This window comes from Asaia sp. SF2.1, assembly GCF_000505765.1.
Lineage (GTDB): Bacteria > Pseudomonadota > Alphaproteobacteria > Acetobacterales > Acetobacteraceae > Asaia > Asaia bogorensis.
The window spans coordinates 66988-82952 of sequence record NZ_AYXS01000023.1; the positions used below are offsets into that span (position 1 = coordinate 66988).

Sequence of the window (15965 nt, forward strand, 5' to 3'; positions counted from 1 at the left end):
TCAACCCTCCACCTGGATGAGGTGGGCAACCTTGCGGATCATGCCGCGAACCGAAGGCGTATCCTCCAGTTCACGAACACTGCCGATGCCGCGCAGGCCCAGACCCACGAGGGTCTCAGCCTGGCCGGGCTTGCGCCCGATAGCCGAAGCGATCTGCTTGACGCGAACAGTCTTGTTCTCAGCCATTGGTCGCCTCCACTGCCTCGTCAGACGATGCATCACGCTTTGCAAACAGCTCAGAGGCCTTCTTGCCACGGCGGCTTGCGACAGCGCGGGGGCTGCTGCAACGCTCGAGAGCGGCAAAGGTCGCCTTGACCATGTTATGCGGATTACGGGTCCCGAGGGACTTCGCAACAACGTCATTCACGCCCAGCGATTCAAAAACGGCGCGCATCGGGCCGCCTGCGATGATGCCGGTACCGGCTTCAGCTGCACGAACCACGACCTTGCCAGCACCGAAATGCCCGTAGGAATCGTGATGCAGCGTGCGGCCTTCCTTCATCGGAACGCGGATCATCGTGCGCTTAGCGCGCTCGGTGGCCTTGCGGATCGCTTCCGGCACTTCACGGGCCTTGCCCGCACCGTACCCGACGCGACCCTTCTGGTCACCAACGACAACCAGGGCAGCAAAAGCGAAGCGACGTCCACCCTTGACCACCTTGGCCACGCGGTTGATCGTTACCAGCTTGTCGACCAGATCGTCGCCTTCGCGTTCCCGCTCGCGACCACCACGGCCGCCTTCTCTTGGCTCACGTGCCATGTGTGATCCTTCCTTAGAACGAAAGGCCGCCCTCGCGGGCAGCTTCGGCCAGCGCCTTGACGCGACCATGATAGAGATACGCACCGCGATCGAACACGACCGCCGTCACGCCAGCGGCCAGAGCACGCTCTGCAACCAGCTTGCCGACAACCGAAGCCGCATCGACATTTGCACCCGTCTTGCCGGACTCGCGAAGAGTCTTCTCAAGGGTGGAAGCGCTGGCGAGGGTAACGCCCTGAGCGTCGTCGATCACCTGTGCGTAGATGTTCTTGCCAGAACGGAAGACCGACAGACGCGGCCGGCCACCGCTCTTGCGGCGAAGCTGGAAGCGAAGCCGCTGACGGCGCCGTTCCTGCAATCCATGCTGCGTAGCCATTATTTCTTCTTGCCTTCCTTACGACGGAGAACTTCGGTCTCGTAACGCACGCCCTTGCCCTTATAGGGTTCCGGCTTGCGGAAGTTACGGATGTCGAGCGCAACCTGACCAACACGCTGCTTGTCGTTCCCTTCGACCGTGATGGCCGTGGGACGGGGCGTGGTGATCTTCACGTCGGCGGGGATCGGATAGACGACGTCGTGGGAATAACCCAGGTTCATCACCAGGTTCGAACCCTGCACACTGGCGCGGAAACCCGTACCGGTGATTTCGAGCGTCTTGCTGAAACCTTCGGAAACGCCCTTGACCAGGTTGGCGACGATCGCGCGGGTTGTGCCCCACATCGTCCAGGTCTCACGCGAACGGTTACCCACCGGAAGGATCGAAACCTTGCCGTCTTCCACCTTCGCCTGAACAAAGCGGGTCAGAGGCATGCTCAGCGAACCGCGCTTGCCCTTGGCGGTCAGGGACCCGTCAGCAATGGAAACGTCCACGCCAGCAGGAATGACAACCGGATACTTGCCTACTCGTGACATGTGATCCTCCTCAGAAGACGCGGCAGAGGACTTCGCCACCGACATTCGCGGCGCGAGCCTCGATATCCGAAAGGATACCGCGCGGGGTGGACAGGATCGACACGCCGAGACCGGCATACACGCGCGGCAGTTCCTTGATCTTGGAATACACGCGACGGCCCGGCTTGGACACGCGGTGGATTTCCTTGATCACGGGCTGGCCGTCTGCATATTTCAGCTCGATGCGCAGCTGGGAGACGCCGGCGCGCAGTTCTTCCGTGGTGTAGCCACGGATGTAACCTTCGCGACGCAGCGCTTCCAGAACGTTCGCACGCAGCTTGGAAGCTGGCGCGATGCAAGCCGCGTGACGTGCACGCTGGGCATTGCGAATGCGGGTGAGCATATCACCCAACGGATCGGACAGGGACATTCGCTTCTACCTTACCAGCTCGACTTGACCATACCGGGGATCTGGCCGGTGGAGGCCAGGTCGCGCAGGGCGATACGGCTCAGCTCGAACTTGCGATAGTTCGCGCGGGGACGTCCCGAAACCTTGCAGCGCAGACGGAAACGAACACGCGACCCGTTGCGCGGCATTTCTGCCAGCTTCAGGGTTGCGTCGAAACGCTCCTCTACCGGAAGGCTCCGGTCCTTGATGATATCTTTCAACGCGGTCCGCTTCGCCTTATCGCGCGTCGCCATGTAGGCACGCTTGGCGTTGCGGTTCACGGCGGAGATTTTTGCCATGCTAAATCTTCTCCCGGAACCTGTCGGGCCAATCCCAACGGTTTTCCAAACAGCGTGTGTATATAGGGAGCCGGGCTTCCTTTGGAAAGGAAAAAACCCGGCTCAACCCGATAAATCAGGCAGTGAAGGGCAGATCGAACGCCTTGAGCAGCGCTTTTGCCTCTTCATCGCTCTTCGCCGTGGTGACGAAGATGATGTCCATGCCGCGTACGGAGTCGATCTTGTCGTAGTCGATTTCCGGAAACACGATCTGCTCCTTGATGCCCATGGCGAAGTTGCCACGACCGTCAAAGCCCTTGTTGGGGGGCAGACCGCGGAAGTCACGAATGCGCGGCATCGCGATCGTCACGAGACGATCGAGGAATTCGTACATGCGTGCGCGACGCAGGGTCACCTTACAGCCAATCGGCAGGCCTTCACGGATCTTGAAGCCGGCAATTGCCTTGCGGGCAACCGTCTTGACGGGCTTCTGACCGGAGATGGCTGCCATTTCGGCAACGGCGGCATCGAGCTTCTTCTGGTCGCCGGCGGCCTCGCCAACGCCCATGTTCAGCACGATCTTTTCCAGCTTGGGAACCTGCATGGCGTTCTTGTAGCCAAACTGCTCACGCAGCTTGTCACGGAGAACGTCGTTGTAACGCTGCTGCAGGCGCGGCTGGATGCGGGTAATGGTCTCGCTCATTGTCGCCCCCTTAGCCTTCGATCACTTCGCCGGTCACCTTGGCGACACGGACCTTGCGTCCATCCTCAAGCTGACGGAAACCGACGCGAGTCGGCTTACCGCTCTTCGGATCGACGAGCTTCAGGTTGGACAGATGAACCGGCATTTCCTTGACGATGATACCGCCTTCCTGGTTCATGCGGGTCGGCTTCTGGTGACGCTTAGCCACGGCAACGCCACGCACGATGGCCTTCTCGACCTTCGGCAGAACGGCCAGGACTTCGCCACGCGTGCCGCGCGATGAGCCGGAGAGGACCAGAACCTGGTCACCCTTCTTGATACGAGCAGCCATTATAGCACCTCCGGAGCCAGGGAGATGATCTTCATGAACTTGCGCGCACGCAGCTCACGAACCACCGGGCCAAAGATACGCGTGCCGATCGGTTCCATCGACTTGTTGATCAGCACAGCCGCATTCTTGTCGAAGCGGATGGCGCTGCCGTCAGCACGACGAACGGGGTAGGACGTGCGAACGATGACGGCCTGATGCACGTCACCCTTCTTCACCTTGCCGCGGGGAATCGCTTCCTTGACGGACACGACGATCACGTCGCCGACCGAGGCGGTCTTCCGCTTGGAGCCGCCCAGCACCTTGATGCACTGCACCTGACGTGCGCCGGAATTATCGGCGACGTCCAGATTGGTCTCGGGATGGATCATTTCTCAGTCCCCTCTTACGCTGACGCCTGAGCCGGTGCCGCAGCTGCTGCCTCAAGGGCCGCACCGTTGCGGGTAATCACCGTCCAGGTCTTGCGCTTGGAAATCGGTGCGCATTCTTCGATGCGCACCGTGTCTCCGATCTTGCACTCGTTCAGCTCGTCATGCGCCGCGTACTTCTTGGAACGACGAATGAACTTCTTATAGAGCGGGTGCATGATACGACGATCAACAAGAACGGTAACCGTCTTGTCCATCTTGTCGCTCGTCACTCGCCCTGTCAGGACGCGCCTTGGCATCGTCCGTCTCCTCTCAGGACTCTGCGGCGGACGTTTTTGCGCCCGCCTTGTTCTTCGATTGATGCGCCACCGTCTTGATGCGAGCAATCGCACGACGGAGAACGCGAACGCGTCCGACTCCCTCTGACTGGCCCGTGGCAGCCTGGAACCGGAGGTTCAGCTGCTCACGCTTCAGGTCCAGAAGAAGGGCCTGCAGTTCATCAGGGGACTTGGCGCGAAGATCGGCTACCTTGTAAGCGTCAGCCATTCTTATGCCTCCCCGATACGGGTGATGAACTTGGTCTTGATCGGCAGCTTCGCTGCGCCAAGAGCCAGGGCCTCACGTGCCACTTCAGGCGGCACGCCTTCGATTTCAAACAGCACGCGGCCGGGCTTCACGCGGGCCACCCAGAATTCGGGCGAGCCCTTGCCGGAGCCCATGCGGACTTCGGCAGGCTTCGTGGAAACCGGCAGATCCGGGAAAATCCGGATCCACACGCGACCGGCACGCTTCATCGCACGAGTGATCGCACGACGCGACGCCTCGATCTGGCGTGCGGTGATACGTTCGGGTTCAAGAGCCTTAAGGCCGAACGCGCCGAAATTCAACGTCGTTCCGCCCTTGGCCAACCCATGAATGCGGCCCTTGTGGGCCTTGCGAAACTTAGTCCGCTTCGGGGAAAGCATGGTGTCGTATCCTCATGCGCCTCGCGGCGCTTGTCATAATCTACTGCTCAGCGCTGCGGCGCTTGTTCCGCTGCACGACGGTCCTGAGCCATCGGATCATGGGCAAGGATTTCACCCTTGAAGATCCAGACTTTCACACCGCACGTACCATAGGTCGTCTTGGCAGTGGCGATACCGTAATCGATGTCGGCGCGCAACGTGTGAAGTGGCACGCGACCTTCGCGATACCACTCGATACGAGCGATTTCCGCGCCACCGAGACGGCCGGAGCAGTTGATTCGGATACCCTGCGCGCCAAGACGCATGGCAGACTGAACCGCACGCTTCATCGCACGACGGAAGGCCACGCGGCGCTCCAGCTGCTGTGCAATGTTCTCGGCAACCAGGGTTGCGTCGATTTCGGGCTTGCGGATCTCGACGATGTTCAGCGCAACGTCGGTCTTTGCCAAGCGGCTCAGATCCTTGCGCAGAGCGTCGATGTCCTGACCCTTCTTGCCGATGACGACGCCCGGACGCGCTGCATAGATCGTGACGCGCGGCTTCTTGGCCGGACGCTCGATCACAACGCGGGAAACGCCTGCACCCGAGAGCTTGCGACGCAGGTACGCGCGCAGCATCAGGTCTTCATGCAGCAGACGGGAATAGTCATTGCCGGCGTACCAGCGGCTATCCCAGGTGCGGTTTACGCCGAGCCGGAGCCCGATCGGATTGACTTTGTGTCCCATATCAGGCTGCCTTCTGCTCTGCTGCGTCCTTGCCCTTGCCCTTCGGCGCAGGCGCTTCGTCTGCAGCGCGCTCGGCAACGACGATCTTCAGGTGGCTGAAGAACTTCTCGATGCGCGAGGAACGACCACGGCCACGAGCGTGGAAACGCTTCATGACGATCGACTTGCCAACTTCTGCGGTCTTGACCACGAGCTGATCGACATCGAGCTGATGATTGTTCTCGGCGTTGGCCACGGCGCTCTCGAGGGTCTTGCGAACCTGCTGAGCGATACGGCGACGCGAGAACGTCAGCGCTGCGATTGCCTTGTCAGCCGGCTGGTTGCGGATCATCGCCGCAACCAGGTTCAGCTTGCGCGGGCTGACGCGGATGTTGCGGGCGACTGCCTGCGCTTCCGTATCAGCGAGTGTGCGAATGTGCTTCGGCTTGCTCATGATCAGCCCCGCTTCGACTTCTTGTCGGAAGCATGACCCGGGAACGTGCGTGTCGGCGAGAACTCACCGAACTTGTGCCCGACCATGTTTTCCGTCACCTGCACCGGCAGGAACTTGTGGCCATTATAAACGCCGAACGTGAGTCCGACGAACTGCGGCAGGATGGTGGAACGACGCGACCAGATCTTGATCACCTCATTACGACCCGAAGCGCGCGACGCTTCAGCCTTGCCGAACAAGTACCCGTCAACGAACGGGCCCTTCCAGACGGAACGTGCCATCTCTGTTTGCCCCCTTCTTACTTGCCGGTCTTGCGGCGACGGATGATCAGGCTGTCCGTCTTCTTGTTAACACGAGTCTTGTACCCCTTGGTCGGCTTGCCCCACGGCGTAACCGGATGACGGCCACCGGAGGTACGACCTTCACCACCACCATGCGGATGGTCGACCGGGTTCATGACGACGCCGCGGTTATGCGGACGACGCCCGAGCCAACGGTTACGACCGGCCTTGCCGAGATGCTGGTTCATGTTGTCGGGGTTCGAGACCGCGCCAACAGTGGCCATGCATTCGCCACGGACGAGACGGAGCTCACCGGACTGCAGCTTGATCTGGGCGTAACCGGCGTCCTTACCGACCAGCTGGCAATACGTGCCAGCCGAACGGGCGATCTTGCCGCCAGCACCGGGCTTCAGCTCGATGTTGTGCACGATCGTACCGACAGGCATCGAACCCAGCGGCATGGCATTGCCCGGCTTCACGTCGGTGCGTTCGCCAGCGATAACCTGATCGCCAACCTTAACGCGCTGCGGTGCCAGGATGTATGCCAGCTCGCCGTCTTCGTACTTGATCAGCGCGATGAAGGCGGTGCGGTTCGGGTCATATTCCAGACGCTCGACCGTACCGGCAACATCGAACTTGCGACGCTTGAAGTCGACATAGCGGTAGGACTGCTTGTGCCCGCCGCCACGGAAACGCGACGTGGTACGGCCGTGGTTGTTACGGCCGCCCGTCTTGTTCTTGCCTTCGGTCAGCTGCTTGACCGGCTTGCCCTTGAAGAGCTCGCTGCGGTCGATCAGTACCGTGCCACGTGTGCTCGGCGTCGTGGGATTAAAGTGCTTGAGTGCCATGGTATCCTATCCCGCGTCAGCCCAGCTTCGCGGTGAGGTCAATGGACTGACCTTCCGCAAGCTGAACATACGCCTTCTTGATGTCCGAACGGCGACCAGGACGGCCCTTGACCATCTTGGTCTTGCCCTTCTGCACCAGCGTGTTCACGGAGACGACCTTGACGCCGAAAAGCGTCTCGACCGCAACCTTGATTTCCGGCTTCGCGGCGGTCATCGCCACGCGGAAAACAACCTGGTTGCGCTCGGAGAGGGCCGTCGCCTTCTCGGTGATGAGCGGCGCGCGAACGATGTCAAACATCGCTTCACGCGTCATGCGCTGCGCCTTTGTGCGGCGCGCAAGAACGATGCCCGTGGTCATGCCAGGCGCTCCTTGAGACCCTCGAGCCCTGCGCGCGTCAGCACGAGAACATCGTGGTTCAGAATGTCATAGACGTTGGCGCCGATCGTGGGCAGCACGTCGATCTTGGGCAGGTTGCGCACAGCGCGACCGAAAGCCACATCAACGGCACCGTCGACGATCAGGGCGGAGGACCAGCCGAGAGCAGCCAGCTTCGCAGCGGCTTCACGGGTCTTGGTCACACCAGCAGCCTGGTCGATGACGATCAGCTTGCCAGCGGCAGCCTTCTGCGACAGCGCAGAAATCAGGCCGAGGCGACGCACCTTCTTGGGCAGGTCATAGCCGTGGTCGCGAACGACCGGACCATGAACGACGCCACCAGTGCGGAACTGCGGTGCGCGCAGCGAGCCCTGACGTGCCGAGCCTGTGCCCTTCTGGCGGTACGGCTTCTTGGTCGTGCCAGAAATCTCGCCCATGCCCTTGGTGCGGTGCGTACCAGCGCGGCGCTTGGCCAGCTGCCAGTGAACAACGCGTGCCATGATGTCCGCGCGCGGGGTGGCGCCGAACAGTTCCTCTGGCAGGGTCACCGTTCCGGCGCTGCCATTATCGAGGGTTTTGATATCGTATTCCATCGCCCTCAGTCCTTAACCGGCGGCCGCCGCAGTCGCTGCCGGGTACGGCGCATCTGCATGGCGGGCCTTCTTGATCGCATCGCGGATCATCACCAGGCCATTCTTGGCACCCGGAATCGAACCACGAACCATGATCAGGTTGCGTTCGGCGTCGACGGCTGCCACTTCGAGATTAAGCGTCGTGATGCGCTCGTCACCCATGTGACCGGCCATTTTCTTGCCCTTGAAGACCTTGCCCGGATCCTGGCGCTGACCCGTCGAACCATGCGAACGATGGCTGATGGACACGCCGTGGGAGGCTTCAAGACCAGCGAAGTTCCAGCGCTTCATGACGCCGGCGAAGCCTTTGCCCTTGCTGGTGCCGGTGACGTCGACCTTCTGGCCAACGACGAAATGGGCCGCAGAGAGCTTCGTGCCAGCCTCAAGCACGGCATCTTCTGCCACGCGAAACTCGACGAGAGTCTTCTTCGGCTCCACCTTGGTGCGAGCATAATGGCCACGCATCGGCTTGGTGACATTCTTCACCTTTGCCTTGCTCATGCCGATCTGTACTGCCGTGTAGCCATCACGCTCCTGCGTGCGGGCGTCCACAACCTCGACCTCGTCGAGATGCAGCACTGTGACCGGCACATGTGTGCCATCTTCCTTGAATAGCCGGGTCATACCCAGCTTCTTTGCGATCAATCCGGTACGCATCGTCTGGACCTTAAAGTTTGATCTCGACATCAACGCCAGCGGCGAGGTCGAGCTTCATGAGGGCGTCCACGGTCTGCGGTGTCGGCTCAACAATGTCGAGCAGGCGGCGATGAGTCCGAATCTCGAACTGCTCGCGGCTTTTCTTGTCCACATGTGGGGAACGGTTCACGGTGAACCGCTCGATATGCGTCGGTAGCGGGATAGGACCCCGAACCCGCGCACCCGTACGCTTCGCCGTGTTTACGATTTCCTTCGTGCTGTTGTCGAGCACGCGGTGATCGTACGCCTTTAGGCGAATGCGGATGTTCTGGTTGTCCATCTTACCAATAATCCAACTCGTTGGGGTTCGGGTCTTACCCTGCTCCCTCCTGGCCCCTCCTAAAGCCGACCCCGGCCGGATTACTCCGACCGGGGCCAGCCAAATCAGGGCCCGTGCTTACAATCAGGCGCTGATCGAGGAGACCACGCCTGCGCCGACGGTGCGGCCGCCTTCACGGATAGCGAAGCGGAGACCTTCGTCCATGGCGATCGGAGCAATCAGCTCGACGTCCATGGCAACGTTATCGCCCGGCATGACCATTTCCGTGCCTTCCGGCAGCTGAACGACGCCCGTGACGTCGGTCGTGCGGAAATAGAACTGCGGACGGTAGTTTGTAAAGAACGGAGTGTGACGTCCGCCTTCTTCCTTCGTGAGGATGTAAGCCTCAGCCTTGAACTTCTTGTGCGGGGTGATCGAACCCGGCTTTGCAAGAACCTGACCGCGCTCAACGTCTTCACGCTTCGTGCCACGAACCAGCGCACCGATGTTGTCACCGGCTTCACCGCGATCGAGCAGCTTGCGGAACATCTCGACGCCCGTAACGGTCGTCTTGACGGTGTCCTTGAGGCCGACGATTTCGACTTCGTCACCCACGTTCACAACGCCACGCTCGACGCGACCCGTGACAACCGTACCACGACCCGAGATCGAGAACACGTCTTCGATCGGCATCAGGAACGGACGGTCAACCGGACGCTCCGGCTGCGGGATGTAGGTGTCAACGGCTTCCATCAGCTCGAGCACGCGGTCTTCACCGATTGCTGCGTCGCCGTCTTCAAGCGTCACCAGAGCCGAACCCTTGACGATGGGGATATCGTCGCCGGGGAACTGGTAGGACGACAGAAGCTCACGGACTTCCATTTCGACGAGCTCGAGGAGCTCGGCGTCGTCAACCTGGTCAACCTTGTTCAGGAACACGACCAGCGCCGGAACGCCAACCTGGCGAGCAAGCAGGATGTGCTCACGCGTCTGGGGCATCGGGCCGTCAGCAGCGGACACAACCAGAATCGCGCCGTCCATCTGGGCGGCACCCGTGATCATGTTCTTGACGTAGTCAGCGTGGCCCGGGCAGTCGACGTGGGCGTAGTGACGGTTCTTGGTCTCGTACTCAACGTGAGCGGTGGAGATCGTAATGCCGCGAGCGCGCTCTTCAGGAGCAGCGTCGATCTGGTCATACGCACGGAAGGTCGCGCCGCCGGACTTGGCGAGCGTCTTCGTGATTGCAGCCGTCAGTGAAGTCTTGCCATGGTCAACGTGACCGATGGTGCCGATGTTGCAGTGCGGCTTCGTCCGCTCAAATTTAGCCTTAGCCATCATTCTCTCCATAACCCACCGCCGAAGGTGCGGCGGGGAAGATTGCTAATTCGTACCAGGCACCCCCGAAGGAGGCACCCGGGAAAATCGGTTAGCCTTTTAAGCTTACCAACGATAGTGGCTGAATGCTTTATTTGCTTCAGCCATGCGATGCGTGTCTTCGCGCTTCTTGACGGCGGAGCCGCGATTGTTGATCGCGTCCATCAGCTCGTTGGAAAGGCGTTCCTGCATCGTGTTCTCACCGCGCTTGCGCGAGGCGTCGATCAGCCAGCGGATGGCGAGGGCCTGACGGCGCTCGGCACGGACTTCGACGGGGACCTGATAGGTCGCACCGCCGACGCGGCGGGAGCGAACCTCTACGGCCGGCTTCACGTTGTCCAGAGCCGCATGAAACATGGCGACCGGGTCGGCCGTGGCACCACCACGACGACGCACGGACTCAAGCGCACCGTAAACGATACCCTCGGCTGTGGACTTCTTACCATCGTACATCAGGGCGTTCATAAAACGCGTGATGACGACATCTCCGAATTTCGGATCGGGAAGGATCTCACGCTTTACAGCGCGATGACGGCGACTCATGCCTGAATTTCCTCTTACTTCGGACGCTTCGCGCCATACAGCGAACGGCGCTGACGACGCTTGGCGATGCCCTGCGTGTCAAGCACGCCGCGCAGGATGTGATAACGCACACCCGGCAAATCTTTTACACGGCCGCCGCGGATCAGCACGACGCTGTGTTCCTGCAGGTTATGGCCTTCACCCGGAATGTAGCTAACGACCTCATACCCGTTGGTCAGGCGCACCTTTGCCACCTTACGCAGGGCCGAGTTCGGCTTTTTCGGGGTAACCGTATAGACGCGCGTGCAGACGCCGCGCTTCTGGGGGCAACCCTGGAGGGCCGGCACTTTATTCCGCTTGGCGGCAGGCTCACGGCCCTTGGCGATCAACTGGTTGATGGTCGGCATACGCCCTTCCCGATCCTTGCTCACTGCTAGACCGAGCGACGCCCGATCTGCTTGCTTCCAACAAAATTCAGCGCGCGGCAGAATGCCGCCCGCTTTTGACTCTTTCACTACCGGCCTGAGCCTCACCCGAAGGCGGCGGCACCGTTAGCGTTTGATGCTGTCTATCAACGGCTCAGACGCCTTAGGAGACGGGGGTAGCCGAGGGCGCGGACCCTATGACCGTTCTGAATGAAAGTCAAGCATACTCTAGCGTTCTGCCCGATTCTCGTCCGATTCCCGTCTCGAATCGCCGGATACGAAATCGGGCGGGTATTACCCCGCCCGATCTCAAACGTAAACTAGTTTTTCCCAGGCTACAGCGGGGTCTTACTCCGCTGCGTCGTCCGTTACCTCGGGAGTTGCCCGGCTGACACGCTGACGATCCTGAGAGGCCGCCATAGCGCGCAGCTTGTTCATCACGCTGCCCGTACCTGCGGGGATCAGACGCCCGACAATCACGTTCTCCTTCAGGCCGTTCAGTGTGTCGACCTTGCCGGCTGTTGCCGCTTCGGTCAGCACACGTGTGGTCTCCTGGAAGGAAGCCGCAGAGATGAACGACTGTGTCTGCAAAGAGGCCTTCGTGATGCCCTGCAGGATGGGCATGCCGCGTGCAGGCTCCTCACCCATCTTGACGCGCTTCTCGTTCTCGACCTCGAACTCGATGCGGTCCACCGTCTCGCCGATCAGATACGTCGTATCGCCCGGCTCGAGGATTTCCACCTTCTGCAGCATCTGACGAACAATGACTTCAATGTGCTTGTCATTAATCTTCACGCCCTGCAGTCGATAGACGTCCTGGATCTCGTTGACGAGATAATCGGACAGCGCCTCGACACCCATGACCTTGAGAATGTCATGCGGCACGCGGGGACCGTCGACTAGCGGATCGCCCTTCTGTACGAAGTCGCCTTCCTGCACCGACACATGCTTGCCCTTGGGAATGAGGTAGTTGGTCTCTTCCCCGGTCTCGTCGTTCTTCACGATGATGCAGCGCTTGGACTTGTAGTCCTTGCCGATCTCGATCCGGCCTTCGGTTTCCGCGATGATCGCGTGATCCTTCGGGCGACGGGCTTCAAACAGTTCGGCCACGCGCGGCAGACCACCCGTAATGTCACGGGTCTTCGAGCCTTCACGCGGGATACGGGCCAGCACGTCACCGGCATGGACCGTGGCGCCATTCTCGATCGACAGCAGCGAGTCGGGCGACAGGAAGTACCGCGCCTCGTTGCCGTTCGCGAGTCGGACCACATTGCCCGCCGCATCCTTGAGCTGCAGGCGCGGACGCAGGTCCACCCCCTTGCTGCCCTGCTTGTAGTCAACGACCACCTTGGAGGTCAGGCCCGTCACTTCGTCCATACGCTCGACGAGCGTGATGGAGTCGATCAGGTCGAGATATTCGACCGTACCGGCCTGCTCGGTGATGATCGGCAGGGTGTAGGGGTCCCACTCGGCCATTTTCAGACCGCGCGTGACTTCCTGGCCCTCATTGACCATCAGGCGGGCACCGTAAGGCACGCGGTAGCGTGCACGCTCGACACCCTTCTCGTCCGTCAGCAGGATTTCGCAGTTACGCGACATCACGATGGTGACGTTCTGGCTGTTCTGGACCACGTTGCGGTTGCGGATGGTCACCTTGCCGTCACGCGACGCCTCGACCATCGACTGCTCTGCACCACGCGTAGCCGCACCACCGATATGGAAGGTACGCATGGTCAGCTGCGTGCCGGGCTCACCGATGGACTGTGCAGCGATAACGCCCACGGCCTCGCCGATATTGACCGGCGTACCGCGTGCAAGGTCGCGGCCATAGCAATGACCACACACACCAACGCGACTGTCACAGGTCAGCACCGAGCGGATCAGCACGCTTTCGACGCCTGCCTTCTCAATGATCTCTGCCTCGGCTTCCTCGATCAGCGTGTTGCGCGGGAAGAGAACCGCACCGCTCACCGGATCCGTCACGTCAGCCGTGAGGGTACGACCCAGGATACGCTCGGAAAGCGAGGAGATCACCTCACCACTATCCATGACCGCACGGATCGTCAGGCCACGCTCGGTGCCGCAATCGTTTTCGACGATGATGCAATCCTGCGCCACGTCGACGAGACGACGCGTGAGGTAACCCGAGTTTGCCGTCTTCAGCGCCGTATCCGCGAGACCCTTACGGGCACCGTGAGTGGAGGTGAAGTAATCGAGAACCGAGAGGCCTTCCTTGAAGTTCGCGATGATCGGCTGCTCGATGATCTCGCCCGAAGGCTTGGCCATCAGACCACGCATACCAGCAAGCTGCTTCATCTGGGCTGGCGACCCACGCGCACCGGAGTGGCTCATCATCCACACCGAGTTTGTCGGCTTGCCGATAACCTGACGGGAAATTTCCTTCATCATCGCCGCCTGGACTTCGTCCGTGCAACGCGACCAGGCATCAACCACCTTGTTATAGCGCTCGCCAGCCGTGATCAGACCGTCCTGATACTGCTGCTCGAATTCCTTGATCTCGGCCTGCGTACGCTCGACCAGCTCCTGCTTCTCGACCGGGATGATCATGTCATCCTTGCCGAAGGAGATACCGGCGCGCGCGGCGTGGCGGAAACCGAGGCCCATGAGACGGTCACAGAAAATGACCGCTTCCTTCTGGCCGCAGTGACGGTACACGGCGTCAATCACGTCCGACACGTTCTTCTTGGTCAGCTGCTTGTTGACCAGCGAGAACGGGATGGCCGCGTTGCGCGGCAGGATCTGCGCGATCAGCGCACGGCCCGGCGTGGTCAGCATGGTCTGACGAACGGGCTTGCCGTCGGCATCCAGCGTATCCATGCGCAGACGGATCTTGTCGTGCAGCTTGAGCGTGCCCTCGTTCATGGCGAGCTCGATCTCGGCCACCGACGCATAGGCAGACGGGCCAGCCTTTACCAGGCGACCTTGTGCATCATACTCGGCCTGATCCGGCGTCGTGTGATACTCGGGGACCTCAAGGCTCAGATAGTACAGGCCAAGCACGATATCCTGCGACGGCACGATGATCGGCTTGCCGTTCGCGGGGCTGAGGATGTTGTTGGTCGACATCATCAGCACGCGGGCTTCAAGCTGGGCTTCGAGCGACAGCGGCACGTGAACGGCCATCTGGTCGCCGTCGAAGTCGGCATTGAACGCGGTGCAGACCAGCGGGTGCAGCTGGATCGCCTTGCCTTCAATCAGCACGGGCTCGAAAGCCTGGATGCCGAGACGGTGAAGGGTCGGTGCGCGGTTCAGCATCACGGGATGCTCGCGGATGACCTCTTCAAGGATATCCCAGACTTCCGGACGCTCCTTCTCCACCATGCGCTTTGCAGCCTTGATGGTGGTGGCGTGACCGTATTTTTCGAGCTTGCTGTAGATGAAGGGCTTGAACAGCTCGAGCGCCATCTTCTTCGGCAGGCCGCACTGGTGCAGCTTCAGCTCGGGTCCGACCACGATGACCGAACGGCCCGAATAGTCGACGCGCTTGCCGAGAAGGTTCTGACGGAAGCGGCCCTGCTTGCCCTTGAGCATGTCGGAAAGCGACTTCAGCGGGCGCTTGTTGGCACCCGTGATGGCGCGACCACGACGGCCGTTATCGAACAGCGCGTCAACGGCTTCCTGAAGCATGCGCTTTTCGTTGCGGACGATGATGTCCGGCGCACGCAGCTCGATCAGGCGCTTCAGTCGGTTGTTACGGTTGATCACGCGGCGATAGAGATCGTTCAGATCGGACGTCGCGAAACGACCGCCGTCCAGCGGCACAAGCGGGCGCAGCTCGGGCGGAATGACCGGGACGAGGTCGAGAATCATCCATTCCGGGCGTGAACCGCTCTCGGCGAAGGCTTCGAACAGCTTCAGGCGCTTGACGAGCTTCTTGCGCTTGGCTTCCGACGTGGCTTCACGCAGGTCTTCACGCAGCAGATCGCCGTCAGACTTGTCCTGATCGCGACCGTCACGGTCGATCAGGCCCGGACGATCGGTTTCAGTGGAAAGCAGACGGGCCTTCCACAGGATCTTCTTGACCGCTTCGGCGCCGATACCGACTTCCAGGCCTTCATCAGCATAGTCGTCCATCGCGTCGAAATACTGGTCTTCCGACAGCAGCGAATAGCGCTTGAACGGGCTCGTGCCGGATTCGAGAACGATATAGCTCTCGAAATACAGAACCTTTTCGAGGTCCTTCAGCGTGATGTCGATCATCGTCGCAATGCGGCTCGGCAGCGACTTCAGGAACCAGATATGCGCAACTGGCGATGCCAGTTCGATATGGCCCATGCGCTCGCGGCGAACCTTGGCGAGCGTGACTTCCACGCCGCACTTCTCGCACACGATGCCGCGGAACTTCATGCGCTTGTACTTGCCGCACAGGCACTCATAGTCCTTGATCGGGCCAAAGATACGCGCACAGAACAGGCCGTCGCGCTCGGGCTTGAACGTACGGTAGTTGATGGTCTCCGGCTTCTTGATCTCGCCGTAAGACCAGGAGCGGATCTGCTCGGATGAAGCGAGCTGGATTTTGATCTGGTCGAAAGACTGGGTCTGGCCCGTCTGACCAAGGATCTTCATGAGTTCGTTCATGCGCCGAAATCCCATTTCACGGAGCGGGCCGGAAGACCGGCCGCGCCCGCGTTA

At 60.7% G+C, this 15965-nt stretch carries 24 protein-coding genes; all 24 read right to left on the reverse strand.

Annotated features, from left to right (window positions below; genetic code table 11):
- Window positions 1-186, reverse strand: coding sequence for a 50S ribosomal protein L30 (gene rpmD, locus P792_RS29735; RefSeq protein ID WP_023978986.1), 186 nt, complete (start codon window positions 184-186; stop codon window positions 1-3).
- Complete coding sequence (gene rpsE / locus P792_RS29740) at window positions 179-760, reverse strand: 30S ribosomal protein S5 (protein WP_023978987.1); 582 nt, start codon at window positions 758-760, stop codon at window positions 179-181. The genes rpmD and rpsE overlap by 8 nt, the downstream gene beginning before the upstream one ends.
- A gap of 13 nt (window positions 761-773) precedes the next feature.
- The gene (gene rplR / locus P792_RS29745; protein WP_023978988.1) at window positions 774-1136 is read right to left on the reverse strand and encodes a 50S ribosomal protein L18; all 363 of its coding nucleotides are present in this window, start codon (window positions 1134-1136) and stop codon (window positions 774-776) included.
- A complete protein-coding gene (gene rplF, locus P792_RS29750) occupies window positions 1136-1672 on the reverse strand; it encodes a 50S ribosomal protein L6 (protein ID WP_023978989.1) in 537 nt (178 codons plus the stop codon). Before rplF ends, rplR begins: the two co-directional genes overlap by 1 nt.
- 10 nt (window positions 1673-1682) lie before the next feature.
- The gene (rpsH, locus tag P792_RS29755) at window positions 1683-2081 is read right to left on the reverse strand and encodes a 30S ribosomal protein S8 (RefSeq protein ID WP_023978990.1); all 399 of its coding nucleotides are present in this window, start codon (window positions 2079-2081) and stop codon (window positions 1683-1685) included.
- Between the two features lie 11 nt (window positions 2082-2092).
- Complete coding sequence (rpsN, locus tag P792_RS29760; protein WP_023978991.1) at window positions 2093-2398, reverse strand: 30S ribosomal protein S14; 306 nt, start codon at window positions 2396-2398, stop codon at window positions 2093-2095.
- Between the two features lie 115 nt (window positions 2399-2513).
- Window positions 2514-3080 (reverse strand): 50S ribosomal protein L5, encoded by a 567-nt coding sequence (gene rplE / locus P792_RS29765; protein WP_023978992.1) that lies wholly within the window; start codon window positions 3078-3080, stop codon window positions 2514-2516.
- A gap of 10 nt (window positions 3081-3090) precedes the next feature.
- Complete coding sequence (gene rplX, locus P792_RS29770; protein ID WP_023978993.1) at window positions 3091-3411, reverse strand: 50S ribosomal protein L24; 321 nt, start codon at window positions 3409-3411, stop codon at window positions 3091-3093.
- Window positions 3411-3779 carry a 50S ribosomal protein L14 gene (rplN, locus tag P792_RS29775; protein WP_023978994.1) on the reverse strand — a complete coding sequence of 123 codons (369 nt, stop codon included), beginning with the start codon at window positions 3777-3779 and terminating at the stop codon, window positions 3411-3413. The genes rplX and rplN overlap by 1 nt, the downstream gene beginning before the upstream one ends.
- Window positions 3780-3793: 14 nt before the next feature.
- A complete protein-coding gene (gene rpsQ / locus P792_RS29780) occupies window positions 3794-4075 on the reverse strand; it encodes a 30S ribosomal protein S17 (RefSeq protein WP_023978995.1) in 282 nt (93 codons plus the stop codon).
- Window positions 4076-4088: 13 nt separating this feature from the next.
- Window positions 4089-4322 (reverse strand): 50S ribosomal protein L29, encoded by a 234-nt coding sequence (gene rpmC, locus P792_RS29785; protein WP_023978996.1) that lies wholly within the window; start codon window positions 4320-4322, stop codon window positions 4089-4091.
- A gap of 2 nt (window positions 4323-4324) precedes the next feature.
- Window positions 4325-4741: a 50S ribosomal protein L16 gene (rplP, locus tag P792_RS29790; protein ID WP_023978997.1), complete on the reverse strand. Its 417-nt coding sequence runs from the start codon at window positions 4739-4741 to the stop codon at window positions 4325-4327.
- 47 nt (window positions 4742-4788) lie between these two features.
- Window positions 4789-5466 carry a 30S ribosomal protein S3 gene (rpsC, locus tag P792_RS29795; protein WP_023978998.1) on the reverse strand — a complete coding sequence of 226 codons (678 nt, stop codon included), beginning with the start codon at window positions 5464-5466 and terminating at the stop codon, window positions 4789-4791.
- 1 nt (window position 5467) lies between these two features.
- Window positions 5468-5899: a 50S ribosomal protein L22 gene (gene rplV / locus P792_RS29800; protein WP_023978999.1), complete on the reverse strand. Its 432-nt coding sequence runs from the start codon at window positions 5897-5899 to the stop codon at window positions 5468-5470.
- A gap of 2 nt (window positions 5900-5901) precedes the next feature.
- Window positions 5902-6180, reverse strand: a complete 279-nt coding sequence (gene rpsS / locus P792_RS29805) for a 30S ribosomal protein S19 (RefSeq protein WP_023979000.1) — start codon at window positions 6178-6180, stop codon at window positions 5902-5904.
- Between the two features lie 17 nt (window positions 6181-6197).
- Complete coding sequence (gene rplB, locus P792_RS29810; protein ID WP_023979001.1) at window positions 6198-7028, reverse strand: 50S ribosomal protein L2; 831 nt, start codon at window positions 7026-7028, stop codon at window positions 6198-6200.
- A gap of 16 nt (window positions 7029-7044) precedes the next feature.
- Entirely contained in the window at window positions 7045-7341 is a 297-nt protein-coding gene (locus P792_RS29815; protein WP_171840724.1) for a 50S ribosomal protein L23, read from the reverse strand.
- A 41-nt stretch (window positions 7342-7382) separates the two neighbouring features.
- Entirely contained in the window at window positions 7383-7997 is a 615-nt protein-coding gene (rplD, locus tag P792_RS29820) for a 50S ribosomal protein L4 (protein WP_023979003.1), read from the reverse strand.
- 12 nt (window positions 7998-8009) lie between these two features.
- The gene (rplC, locus tag P792_RS29825) at window positions 8010-8693 is read right to left on the reverse strand and encodes a 50S ribosomal protein L3 (RefSeq protein WP_023979004.1); all 684 of its coding nucleotides are present in this window, start codon (window positions 8691-8693) and stop codon (window positions 8010-8012) included.
- Window positions 8694-8703: 10 nt separating this feature from the next.
- On the reverse strand, window positions 8704-9012 hold the full coding sequence (gene rpsJ / locus P792_RS29830; RefSeq protein ID WP_007282720.1) for a 30S ribosomal protein S10: 309 nt from the start codon (window positions 9010-9012) through the stop codon (window positions 8704-8706).
- Between the two features lie 123 nt (window positions 9013-9135).
- A complete protein-coding gene (tuf, locus tag P792_RS29835; RefSeq protein ID WP_023979005.1) occupies window positions 9136-10326 on the reverse strand; it encodes an elongation factor Tu in 1191 nt (396 codons plus the stop codon).
- Between the two features lie 105 nt (window positions 10327-10431).
- Window positions 10432-10908 (reverse strand): 30S ribosomal protein S7, encoded by a 477-nt coding sequence (gene rpsG / locus P792_RS29840; RefSeq protein WP_023979006.1) that lies wholly within the window; start codon window positions 10906-10908, stop codon window positions 10432-10434.
- A gap of 14 nt (window positions 10909-10922) precedes the next feature.
- On the reverse strand, window positions 10923-11294 hold the full coding sequence (gene rpsL, locus P792_RS29845; protein WP_023979007.1) for a 30S ribosomal protein S12: 372 nt from the start codon (window positions 11292-11294) through the stop codon (window positions 10923-10925).
- 366 nt (window positions 11295-11660) lie between these two features.
- Window positions 11661-15911 carry a DNA-directed RNA polymerase subunit beta' gene (rpoC, locus tag P792_RS29850; protein ID WP_023979008.1) on the reverse strand — a complete coding sequence of 1417 codons (4251 nt, stop codon included), beginning with the start codon at window positions 15909-15911 and terminating at the stop codon, window positions 11661-11663.
- Window positions 15912-15965: the final 54 nt, after the last annotated feature.

Excerpts from the sequence above, each read along its gene's own strand:
- rpmD (WP_023978986.1), bottom strand. The coding sequence starts at position 186 with ATGGCTGAGAACAAGACTGTTCGCGTCAAGCAGATCGCTTCGGCTATC.
- rpsE (WP_023978987.1), bottom strand. The coding sequence starts at position 760 with ATGGCACGTGAGCCAAGAGAAGGCGGCCGTGGTGGTCGCGAGCGGGAA.
- rplR (WP_023978988.1), bottom strand. The coding sequence starts at position 1,136 with ATGGCTACGCAGCATGGATTGCAGGAACGGCGCCGTCAGCGGCTTCGC.
- rplF (WP_023978989.1), bottom strand. The coding sequence starts at position 1,672 with ATGTCACGAGTAGGCAAGTATCCGGTTGTCATTCCTGCTGGCGTGGAC.
- rpsH (WP_023978990.1), bottom strand. The coding sequence starts at position 2,081 with ATGTCCCTGTCCGATCCGTTGGGTGATATGCTCACCCGCATTCGCAAT.
- rpsN (WP_023978991.1), bottom strand. The coding sequence starts at position 2,398 with ATGGCAAAAATCTCCGCCGTGAACCGCAACGCCAAGCGTGCCTACATG.
- rplE (WP_023978992.1), bottom strand. The coding sequence starts at position 3,080 with ATGAGCGAGACCATTACCCGCATCCAGCCGCGCCTGCAGCAGCGTTAC.
- rplX (WP_023978993.1), bottom strand. The coding sequence starts at position 3,411 with ATGGCTGCTCGTATCAAGAAGGGTGACCAGGTTCTGGTCCTCTCCGGC.
- rplN (WP_023978994.1), bottom strand. The coding sequence starts at position 3,779 with ATGATCCATCCCGAGACCAATCTGGACGTCGCCGATAATTCCGGCGCA.
- rpsQ (WP_023978995.1), bottom strand. The coding sequence starts at position 4,075 with ATGCCAAGGCGCGTCCTGACAGGGCGAGTGACGAGCGACAAGATGGAC.
- rpmC (WP_023978996.1), bottom strand. The coding sequence starts at position 4,322 with ATGGCTGACGCTTACAAGGTAGCCGATCTTCGCGCCAAGTCCCCTGAT.
- rplP (WP_023978997.1), bottom strand. The coding sequence starts at position 4,741 with ATGCTTTCCCCGAAGCGGACTAAGTTTCGCAAGGCCCACAAGGGCCGC.
- rpsC (WP_023978998.1), bottom strand. The coding sequence starts at position 5,466 with ATGGGACACAAAGTCAATCCGATCGGGCTCCGGCTCGGCGTAAACCGC.
- rplV (WP_023978999.1), bottom strand. The coding sequence starts at position 5,899 with ATGAGCAAGCCGAAGCACATTCGCACACTCGCTGATACGGAAGCGCAG.
- rpsS (WP_023979000.1), bottom strand. The coding sequence starts at position 6,180 with ATGGCACGTTCCGTCTGGAAGGGCCCGTTCGTTGACGGGTACTTGTTC.
- rplB (WP_023979001.1), bottom strand. The coding sequence starts at position 7,028 with ATGGCACTCAAGCACTTTAATCCCACGACGCCGAGCACACGTGGCACG.
- P792_RS29815 (WP_171840724.1), bottom strand. The coding sequence starts at position 7,341 with ATGACGCGTGAAGCGATGTTTGACATCGTTCGCGCGCCGCTCATCACC.
- rplD (WP_023979003.1), bottom strand. The coding sequence starts at position 7,997 with ATGGAATACGATATCAAAACCCTCGATAATGGCAGCGCCGGAACGGTG.
- rplC (WP_023979004.1), bottom strand. The coding sequence starts at position 8,693 with ATGCGTACCGGATTGATCGCAAAGAAGCTGGGTATGACCCGGCTATTC.
- rpsJ (WP_007282720.1), bottom strand. The coding sequence starts at position 9,012 with ATGGACAACCAGAACATCCGCATTCGCCTAAAGGCGTACGATCACCGC.
- tuf (WP_023979005.1), bottom strand. The coding sequence starts at position 10,326 with ATGGCTAAGGCTAAATTTGAGCGGACGAAGCCGCACTGCAACATCGGC.
- rpsG (WP_023979006.1), bottom strand. The coding sequence starts at position 10,908 with ATGAGTCGCCGTCATCGCGCTGTAAAGCGTGAGATCCTTCCCGATCCG.
- rpsL (WP_023979007.1), bottom strand. The coding sequence starts at position 11,294 with ATGCCGACCATCAACCAGTTGATCGCCAAGGGCCGTGAGCCTGCCGCC.
- rpoC (WP_023979008.1), bottom strand. The coding sequence starts at position 15,911 with ATGAACGAACTCATGAAGATCCTTGGTCAGACGGGCCAGACCCAGTCT.